A 9,255-nucleotide genomic window follows, 5' to 3' on the forward strand; every position below is an offset into this window, starting at 1 on the left:
CGGCAAATGGCGCACACAGCACAAGGCGCACGCGCACCCATCCCACGCCGCGATCCGTTCGAGGACGCATGACCGCACCAACCCAACGCCCACGAGACCATCACATGCAATCGCCAACCATGCCAACCGAACGACTTGAGCTGCTGGCCGCGCTGAAGATCGAAGCCAGCTTCCCGGCCAATGGTGGGTTGGTGTAATGGCACGCGAACCTAAACCGAAGGAAGGCGTCACGCCAGCGCAGGCCATCGCTGAAGCGAAGGCCCGGTACAAGGCCGACTTGCAGCAGCGGCTTGCTGCAAAGCACATCCTCGACCCTCAGGAGGTCGGTGGCGCCTACAACGCGGGCCGCGCGCTTGACACCATCCTGAATGGGCAGTTGCGGAAGATTACGGCAGAGGATCTGCAGCGGTTCGCCGCGCTGGCGAAGTCGCTCGGGAAGAAGTTCGCGGGCGGCATCACGGCCAAGCAGATCATCAACCTGGCGCACCCCGAGCGGCGCCAGCGCGCGAACACCGAGATTCACTACGCCGTGCCCATGGAGATCAAGGGCAGCGTCATTCACTTCACCACGAGTGCTTCACCGGGCAGCCGGGCGGCGCGGCACCATGTCTACGTGGACTTCGTGGGCCTGAGCGGTGCAACGGCAGCACCGGCCGAAGAAGAACAGCTCCCGGCGCTGGCACGCCAGTTGGCCACCGGCAGCATCCGCATCGACTGTGACTGTGAAGACTGGCGGTTTGTCTTCCGCTACATCGCGACGGTCGGCAACTACAACTCGATGCGGCCAGAAACCGGCTTCCCCAAGATCCGCAATCCGCAGCTCGACGGCGTGGCCTGCAAGCACGTCTTGCGCACCGTCCACCTGCTGACCCAGCCCATCGCCCTGCAGCGGATCGAACAGATGATCAAGCTGGCGCGGGGCACGCTCGACCGCAAGGCTACCGCTCGGCTGAAGAAGGCGCAGGCGGACGACATGGCGCTGGAGCAGATGGCCCGCAAGGACTGGAAGCGCACCCAGATCGAGACGACCGAAGAACGAACCGAGCGGCTGGCCGCTGCTAGGGCCATCCGCGCAGCAGCGGCCAGCCAGGCCGCCAAGACCATTTCGCCCGGCACATCCGAGCGGGATCGGAAGGTGCTGGTGGCGCGCGCGCAAAAACACATCGAGCCACTCGTGGCGATGGGTGTCATGACCCGCGAAGCCGCCGACGCCATGTACGCGCAAGCAACGAAAGGCTGACCGATGACGATGATCGAACGAATCCCTGCGGCCGTGGCGCTGGCCCTGCGCCAGGTGGTGCTGCGCCATCCGCGCGGGCTGGACTGCCAGGTCTGGCGGCGCGTGGTGAAGCGGCCCGCTGCGGGCGTGACGGGGGTGATGGAACAGCTCATGGGCGGCCTGCCCACGCTGGGCGGCATGGGCGTGCTGTCGGCGGAGGAAGAGCCGTCCAACGAGTACCAGCCCCTCGGTGCCGGGCGGCTGCTGTTCTGCGACACCGCCCCGCCGATGTCCATGATGAACGACCGCGGCACCGGCACGCTCGCCGCGGAGACCGTGGACGCGCAGGTAGAGGCGCTGGCCAGCCCCGGCGAACCCGAGCACTACACGCCGACGAAGGGCGACCTCGTGCTGCTGCTGCCTGGCCTGGACGTGGTGGCCGCGTTCACGGTCGAGGCCGTTATCACTCCTACCGTCATCGCCCCCATGGTCCGCCGGCTCACTCTGCAGCGGCGCGACAACCTCATGCACCTTGAACCGTTCCAGTCATGACCGCGCTGCAGTGCATTTCCCGTGACCCTTTCGAGGTCGCGTAACCGCTCCACCCACCAACGAGGAAACCACATGAACTCTCTGACCCCCGACCAGCTCGACCTGCTTACCGCCGCCATGGCTTCGACTGCGAACTATGCCGCCGCGGAACGGTTGACCGCCGCCGCCCGCGCAGAGCTGGCGCTTCAGGACCGCCGTGGGCGCGAGAATGGCGCGACCGCCCGCATCGTGGATGCGATCCTGGCTGGATGCGATCCCGACGCTGTGGCCGAACACCTGGACAGCGAGGCCGCCGCGGTCGAAGCACGAGCCGCCGCCGCCCGCGACAGCCTGGCAGCCCTGCGTGTTCAACTTGACGCGCACCGCGTCCACCTTCGCCGACACGACGGCCACGTTTCAGCGATGGGCCGTTCATTGGCCGGCGAGGTGACGAGGCTCCAAGCGGTTGTGACAATGGCCGAGAACGCCCGAACCCGTGAGCTTCACGCCCTCACTTCAGGCGGGTTCACGATGGATCAGGCGATGAAGACGGTTGACCACTCCGAAGCTCGGGCGGTTGCGCGTAAGTTGGATGCGCTGGCCGCCGCTGGCATCGACCCAGCCGATGCGCCGCTGGTCCTGTCTGACGCGCAGATGACCGCTCAACAGCGCCAGCGGGCAGCACGGCTGCTGCCAGACCTGGAGCGCATCCATGACTTTCAGCGCGATGCGGTGCGCGACGTTCGGGCGCTGCCCGATTGGGTTCGTGCCGCCATCGAGGCCGGCGCCGTCGATCTCCACGACGACGAGAAGAACCGGCGGCTTATCCCCGCCTGACCGTGCTTTGGAATGGGTAGGTTTTGGGTAGGTTTTCGGCGCTGCAATGCTGAGAAAACCTTGTCAAACCCTTGTCTCGCCCTTGTCTCGCATGGTGGTGTTTTGGGGAGGGTTCGAAGAGTTGCAGAGGGCAGCGCCAGCCCTGCGTTCAGGCGTGACGGGTGTCGGGCTGGCGCTGCCGACCGATGGAAATATGCCGGATTCCGTGTTGTCGATTGCTGTACGTACATACAGTGTCAGCGGATAATCGACCGCACCTCCACACCCGGACGCCACCATGCTCGATTTCTGCCCAGCACTGAACACCGACCACTCCGCCCACCACTGTGCAGACATCCACGACGCCACGCTGGGCGACGCCGAGCCGCGGTGGCTTGATCCCGCGGTACGGGAGCTGCTGGCCGGAGAAGACGTGCGCAGTCAGGCCGAGTTCCAGCGGCTGATCGGTCGCCGGATCGTTCGGGCGCGTCAGGCATGTCGGCTGCAAGGGAAAGAGCTGGCTACCAAGATCGGCCACAAGAACGGCACACAGCTTTCGCTGTGGGAAAGCGGCGAGCGGATGCCGTCGTTGTCCGGGCTGCTGCTGCTCGCTGCGCATCTCGGGGTGAGTGCCGAGTACCTCTGCGGCTGCTGTCCGGAGGAAGACCCCGACCGCCTGGAAGCCACTCGGCGCGAAGCGATCCGGCAGGCCCGTGCCACCATCGAAACAGCCGTCAACACTGTCGCCACAGCCTGTATCGCTGTGCCACGCGCAGCGGCAGACACAGAAGCCGCATGGCAGCGACTGGGTGGGCTGGTGGGCGAGCTGCTGGCCGCTGTAGCCAACGCCCGCGAGCGGAACAACCGGGTCTTCGACGAGGAGCTGATCGGCGGCGCGCGTCTGCTGGCCACCGCCGACCGGCTGGCGCTGGCCGTGGCCGACATGGGCGCCCGGTCGGGGCTGCATGAACGGTTGCGCGCCGACATCGCGGCGGCGCATGGCCGGCTGATCGGTGGTGCCTGAGACATGGCGCGCGTCACGCGTAGTGCGCTGGGGATGGTGGCGCGTGCGCTCGGGGCTGATCGGGTCGAAGCAGGGGGCAGCGAGCACGATCATGGGTAACTTTCCGGGTAACTGTCGGACGACTGATCGTGAAGTTCTATACAGATCAACGTGTTATGCCGAGAGTGTGATTCCCATCACCGCTCCAAATCAGGCCCCGGCAAGCTACGCAAACCCCAAAAAGCCCTTGAGAATCAACGCTCTAGGGCTTTTTTGTTGCCCAAGGAACCCCAAGAAGCGCCGCTTGAACCTGCCCCCGAGCTGTTCAAGATGGCGACCACCAACACCCTGACCGATGCCGCGATCCGCAAGGCCAAGCCCGGCGACAAACCCCGCAAGCTGTCCGACGGTGGCGGGCTGTACCTGGAACTGCAGCCGAACGGCGGGAAGTGGTGGCGGCTGAAGTACCGGTTCGAGGGCAAGGAGAAGCGGATCGGGCTGGGCACGTACCCCGAGGTGCCACTGGCCGATACCCGCAAGCGACGTGATGAAGCCCGCGCCCTCGTGGCGGCTGGCACCGATCCGAGCGAGGCACGCAAGCACGAAGCCGAAGCACTGACCGCCGCTGGCGAGCCGCTGCCCGGAACTTTCGAGTTCGTGGCGCGAGAGTTCCACGCCCAGGAGGTCGAAGGCTGGTCCCCGTCGCACGCTCGGCGGGTACGTGGGGCACCCGCTCACCCGTGGCGCGCTGCTGCTGTCGGCGCTGACCTTCCGGCGACCCGGCAACCTGCGGGCGATGGAGTGGGCGGAGATAGACGCCGACGCCGCGCTGTGGACGATCCCGGCCGCGAAGATGAAGCGCACCATCCACGGCAAGAACAACGGCCGCCCGCATCTGGTGCCACTTGCACGGCAGGCCCTGGTGATCCTGGAAGAGCTGCGCCGTCACTCGGGATCGGGTAAGTACGTGTTCCCGTCCTTGCTGTCGGCGCAGCGGTGCATGAGCGAGAACACGATCCGGGCCGCCCTGCGCCGCATGGGCTACGGCAACGAGGACATGACCTATGACCGCGCCGAGTTCATCGACCAGCGCCGCCAGATGATGCAGACGTGGGCGGACTACCTGGACAAGCTGCGCCACGGTGCCCAGGTGATCCCGTTCAAGGCGGCTTGAATGTATAACTTATGTGCAACAATAAGCCACGCATAGCCCCGACAAGTCACAGGACACACCATGCACACCTCAACCCTTCGCAGCGTCGGTGGATCAGTCGCTGTCACGCTGCCGCGCCAGTTTCTCCGCTCGCTCGGACTGTCTGCCGGCGCAGTGGTGAACGTCGAGATGAGCGGCGGATCACTGGTGCTGACGCCGGCACGCCCGCGCTACATCCTGGCGGATCTGCTGGCGGGAATGGAGCCGGGCGACATGCCCGCGGATGCCGACACCGAACGGGCCGCGCCTGTCGGGCGTGAAGCATGGTGACGCGCAAGGCTGCCCCCTGCGTTCCGAAGCGCGGGGATTTGATCCGTCTGGACTTTGACCCGAGCGCGGGACATGAGCAGCAAGGAACCCGCCCCGCACTGGTGTTGTCGCCAGTCGAGTTCAACCGCTTCGGGATGGCGCTGACTTGCCCCGTGACCCGTGGGGGCAACTTCGCCAGAGGTCGGGCATGGACGGTGGCGCTGACCGGAACCGGGCTGCTGACGGATGGTGTGGTCCTGTGCAACCAGGTCCGCACCGTCGATTGGCAAGAGCGCCGCGGGCAGTTCATCGAAGCGGCCCCGGCTGATGTACTGGCGGAGGTGTTGGCGCGTGTGGCTACGTTGATCGAGTGATCCCGATCCGATCCGCTTGACCACCAGCAGGGGGGCGGATTGTGCAAAAAGCCCAAATGCCCCCCAAGGGTTCCAGGGTAATTCGGCTTTTTCGCGGAAAACATCCGGGGTGGGCCACGGTGCGGAAAAGGGCGGAATCTGGTGGGTCGCGGGGCCGGGTAATGGCGGCAACTCAACAGCCCGAGAGGCCCTATGTCCCCCCGAGTTACCCCGGTCACGCCGCCCCTTGCACCCCTGCCGGCCGATCTGGCTGGGCTGGCGCTGCTCCCGGCCAGCATTGTGTGCGCCATCCTTGGCGTCGGAGACCAGACGCTCCGCGATTGGATCAAGGCCGGCAAGTTCCCCGCCGCTGATTACCGAGATGGGCCGCGCTACGTGCGGTGGTCGAGTGCCACGGTGCGTGAGTGGCTGGCTGCCAACGCGATCAAGCCGACGGTGGGCGCCAAGTGATCGCCACCGCCACTACCTTCGCCACAACCGAGTGGGCCGCCGCGGCGGTGCGCCAGTCGAATGGTCTTTCCGCGGAGACAGTGGAACCCCCGCGCGCTGAGCGGTGGCGCAAGCCACATGCACACCCCAGCAAGCGAGGCACGTCCGGCCCCCGCATGGATTGGCGGATGTGCGCCACTGGCGACGAAATTCGTCGGGGGCAGCCAATGCTGAACCTGCCTTCAACCAAGGCTCAACCGAGGGTGGCCGGTGTGCGGAATCTGCAGAACGACCCGAGCGCCTGGAGCAGTGGTCCAGACCAGAACTGGGCTTGGCAGGCGCCGCTCCGGGCTTTCCCGGTTCGGGCTTGATGGTGCCGCAAGGTGCCTTGCTCCGGGTTCGGACAGGCGATGATCGACAATATGCTTACGATGACTGTTTAATTCCCATCACCGCTCCAGATTTTTGCCTCAGACGGCTTCTTCAGTCTCCTGCCGCCACGCCAGCAACGCCTCGCGCGTGACCAGCAGCACCTGATCCTCCCCCGCACTCGTCTCCAGCCACACAGCTTCCAGCGTGGGGAAGGCCGCCTCGAAATACGCCCGCTCGTTGCCGATTTCCAGCACCAGCACGGCCTGAGGCAGCATCCGCGCTGGTGCATCCCGCAGCAGTTGGCGGACGAAGTCCATGCCGTCTTCACCGCCCGCGAGTGCCAGCTCCGGCTCGGCCAGGTACTCGGCAGGCAGTACCGCCATCGACGCGGCGTTCACATACGGCGGGTTGCACAGGATCAGCCCGTAGGAGCCGTCCAGCGCCGCCAATCCGTCGCTTTCCACCAAGGTGATCCGGTCGCTCAGGCCGTGGCGCTGCACGTTGATGCGCGCCACCTCCAGCGCATCGGTGGAGAGATCCGCGGCGTCCACCCGCACCTGCGGATACGCCATCGCCGCCAGCACCGCCAGACTGCCATTGCCGGTACACAGGTCCAGCACGCGGTCGGTGTCCTCGGACAACCAGCTATCCAGCGCCTCGCCCAGATCGGGATCGGCCAGCAGCTCGGCGATGAACGAGCGCGGCACGATGGCCCGCTCGTCCACATAGAACGGCACACCCTGCAGCCACGCCTCGCCGGTCAGGTAGGCGGCGGGCTTGCGCGTGGCGATGCGCGTGTCGATCAGCGCGGCGACCTCGGCCTGCTGTGCGGGCGTGACGGGCGCGGCGGCCTGCGCGTCGAGGGCATCCAGCGGCAGGCCGAGTTTCCACAGCACCAGCCACGCGGCTTCGTCGAAGGCGTTGGTGGTGCCGTGGCCGAAGCCGACACCGGCCTGCGTCAACTGCTCCGCCATGGCGTCGATGAGGGCGAGGACCGTGTTCGGTGCGTCAGTGGTCATGGGCATGGTCATGTCAGCATCGCCTCCAGCGTGCGGCGGTAGATGTCCTTGAGCGGCCCGAGCGCGGCCAGCGCGCAGTGTTCGTCGATCTGGTGGATCGTGGCGTTGACGGGGCCGAACTCGACCACCTGCGGGCAGATCTGGGCGATGAAGCGGCCGTCGGAGGTGCCGCCCGTGGTGGACAGCACCGTCTCCAGCCCGGTGACGCTGCGGATCGCGCCGGCCAGCGCATCGACCAGCGGGCCGGGGCGCGTCAGGAAGGGCCGTCCGCTCAGGCTCCAGTCGATGGTGCAGTCCAGTCCATGCCGGTCGAGCACGTCCCGAACCTGCTGCTGCAGCCCTTCCGGCGTCGATTCGGTCGAGAAACGGAAGTTGAAGTCCACGACCATCGCGCCGGGAATGACGTTGGTCGCGCCGGTGCCCGCATGGATGTTCGACATCTGCCAGCTCGTCGGCGGGAAGTGGTCGTTGCCCTGGTCCCACTCGATGGCGCAGAGTTCGGCCAGCGCAGGCGCGGCGAGGTGAATCGGGTTCTTCGCAAGCTGCGGATAGGCGATGTGGCCCTGCACGCCGCGCACCGTCAGTCGCCCGGACATCGAGCCGCGCCGCCCGTTCTTCACCATGTCGCCGACGCTGCGCACGCTGGTCGGCTCGCCGACGATGCAGGCGTCCAGCCGCGCGCCGCGCGCGACCAGCCACTCGCAGACCTTGACGGTGCCGCTGTGCGCCGGGCCTTCCTCGTCGCTGGTGAGCAAGAAGGCGATGGCGCCGCGGTGGTCCGGGTGCGCGGCGACGAATTCCTCCACCGCCACGACCATGGCCGCCAGCGAAGTCTTCATGTCGGCGCTGCCCCGGCCATAGAGGCGGCCGTCGCGGTGCGTGGGCACGAAGGGGTCGGAGGTCCACTGGTCGAGCGGGCCGGTCGGCACCACGTCGGTGTGGCCGGCGAGCACGAGGGTCGGTCCGTCCGTGGCACCACGGCGGATGGCCCACAGGTTGCTGACCCGGAAATCGTCCGGCCCGAACGGCAGATCAACGCACTCGAACCCGAGCGGGCGCAGGCGGTCGGCGATCAGCGCCTGACAGCCCGCATCGTCCGGCGTGAGGGAGGGGCGGGCCAGGAGTTGCTCGACCAGGGCGAGGGTGGGCAGGTGCATGTCGGGGATGGCCGCGGGTTCAGCGTTTCTTGGACAGGAAGGGCAGCGGCTTGACCGTGGCCGAACTCGGCAGTGGCGACGGCGCAGTGCCGGTGGGCATCGGGGCAGGCGAGGGCGAGAAGCTGCCGCGGGCGTTCGGGTTCTGGCCGGGCACCACGTCCAGCGTGATTTCGGTGAAGGACGGGCCGGGTGCCGCTTCCTGCTCCTCTTCCTGCTGGCGCTTGCTGCTGACCATGTCGTTCTGCAGGCGCCAGAGCAGGTTGGTGGGCGAATCGGCATGGCTGATGCCTTCGTCGCGGGTGACGACGTTTTCGGTGACGAGGCGGGCGATGTCCTGCTCGAAGGTCTGCGAGCCTTCCGCCATCAGGCGGTCCATCGCTTCCCGGATGCCCGAGAAATTGCCCTGCTCGATCAGCTCGGCGACGAACTGCGTGTTCAGCAGCACCTCCACCGCCGGCACCCGCCCGCCCTGCGTCGAGCGCAACAGCCGCTGCGAGACGACGGCCCGCAGCCCGGCGGCCAGATCCGACAGCAGCGCCGGCCGCGACTCGGGCGTGTAGAACGACAGGATGCGGCTCAGCGCGTGGTGGCTGTTGTTGGCGTGCATCGTCGAGAGCACGAGGTGGCCCGACAGCGCGTAGGACAGCGCCGCGCTCATCGTCTCGCGGTCGCGGATCTCGCCGATGAAGATGCAGTCCGGCGCCTGCCGCATCGCGTTTTTCAGGCCGATCTGCAGCGACTGCACGTCGCGGCCGACCTCGCGCTGGTTCACCACCGACTTGTAGTTGGTGAACAGGAACTCGATCGGATCCTCGATGGTCAGGATGTGGCCCGCGACCTGCTTGTTGCGGTTCTGGATCATCGAGGCCAGCG

General features: G+C 66.9%; 11 protein-coding genes and 1 pseudogene. 9 read left to right on the forward strand and 3 right to left on the reverse strand.

Annotated elements, in window-relative coordinates:
- Positions 1-196: 196 nt before the first annotated feature.
- From QZW52_RS17030 to QZW52_RS17065, 9 genes and pseudogenes are all read left to right on the forward strand, one after another.
- Positions 197-1,240 carry a hypothetical protein gene (locus QZW52_RS17030; RefSeq protein WP_294000910.1) on the forward strand — a complete coding sequence of 348 codons (1,044 nt, stop codon included), beginning with the start codon at positions 197-199 and terminating at the stop codon, positions 1,238-1,240.
- Between the two features lie 3 nt (positions 1,241-1,243).
- Positions 1,244-1,771, forward strand: coding sequence for a hypothetical protein (locus QZW52_RS17035; protein WP_294000912.1), 528 nt, complete (start codon positions 1,244-1,246; stop codon positions 1,769-1,771).
- Positions 1,772-1,843: 72 nt separating this feature from the next.
- The gene (locus QZW52_RS17040) at positions 1,844-2,587 is read left to right on the forward strand and encodes a hypothetical protein (protein ID WP_294000914.1); all 744 of its coding nucleotides are present in this window, start codon (positions 1,844-1,846) and stop codon (positions 2,585-2,587) included.
- Positions 2,588-2,864: 277 nt separating this feature from the next.
- Positions 2,865-3,590 (forward strand): helix-turn-helix domain-containing protein, encoded by a 726-nt coding sequence (locus tag QZW52_RS17045; RefSeq protein WP_294000915.1) that lies wholly within the window; start codon positions 2,865-2,867, stop codon positions 3,588-3,590.
- Positions 3,591-3,899: 309 nt separating this feature from the next.
- Positions 3,900-4,112: pseudogene (locus tag QZW52_RS19250) on the forward strand (Arm DNA-binding domain-containing protein); the annotation flags it as partial.
- A 178-nt stretch (positions 4,113-4,290) separates the two neighbouring features.
- Positions 4,291-4,743 carry a tyrosine-type recombinase/integrase gene (locus QZW52_RS19255; protein ID WP_363226953.1) on the forward strand — a complete coding sequence of 151 codons (453 nt, stop codon included), beginning with the start codon at positions 4,291-4,293 and terminating at the stop codon, positions 4,741-4,743.
- Between the two features lie 60 nt (positions 4,744-4,803).
- The gene (locus tag QZW52_RS17055; RefSeq protein ID WP_294000916.1) at positions 4,804-5,052 is read left to right on the forward strand and encodes an AbrB/MazE/SpoVT family DNA-binding domain-containing protein; all 249 of its coding nucleotides are present in this window, start codon (positions 4,804-4,806) and stop codon (positions 5,050-5,052) included.
- Positions 5,046-5,405: a type II toxin-antitoxin system PemK/MazF family toxin gene (locus tag QZW52_RS17060; protein ID WP_294000918.1), complete on the forward strand. Its 360-nt coding sequence runs from the start codon at positions 5,046-5,048 to the stop codon at positions 5,403-5,405. Before QZW52_RS17055 ends, QZW52_RS17060 begins: the two co-directional genes overlap by 7 nt.
- Positions 5,406-5,597: 192 nt before the next feature.
- A complete protein-coding gene (locus QZW52_RS17065; RefSeq protein WP_294000920.1) occupies positions 5,598-5,855 on the forward strand; it encodes a helix-turn-helix transcriptional regulator in 258 nt (85 codons plus the stop codon).
- A gap of 449 nt (positions 5,856-6,304) precedes the next feature.
- Here the strand turns inward: QZW52_RS17065 and prmB are convergent, their stop codons facing one another.
- The 3 genes from prmB to QZW52_RS17080 all read right to left on the reverse strand — a co-directional run.
- Positions 6,305-7,225: a 50S ribosomal protein L3 N(5)-glutamine methyltransferase gene (prmB, locus tag QZW52_RS17070; protein WP_294000922.1), complete on the reverse strand. Its 921-nt coding sequence runs from the start codon at positions 7,223-7,225 to the stop codon at positions 6,305-6,307.
- 8 nt (positions 7,226-7,233) lie between these two features.
- Positions 7,234-8,382 carry a succinyl-diaminopimelate desuccinylase gene (gene dapE, locus QZW52_RS17075; RefSeq protein WP_294000924.1) on the reverse strand — a complete coding sequence of 383 codons (1,149 nt, stop codon included), beginning with the start codon at positions 8,380-8,382 and terminating at the stop codon, positions 7,234-7,236.
- A 19-nt stretch (positions 8,383-8,401) separates the two neighbouring features.
- A partial coding sequence (locus QZW52_RS17080; RefSeq protein WP_294000925.1) for an ATPase, T2SS/T4P/T4SS family occupies positions 8,402-9,255 on the reverse strand: 854 nt, incomplete at its 5' end.

This window comes from Sphaerotilus sp. (assembly GCF_013299175.1).
Lineage (GTDB): Bacteria > Pseudomonadota > Gammaproteobacteria > Burkholderiales > Burkholderiaceae_C > Sphaerotilus.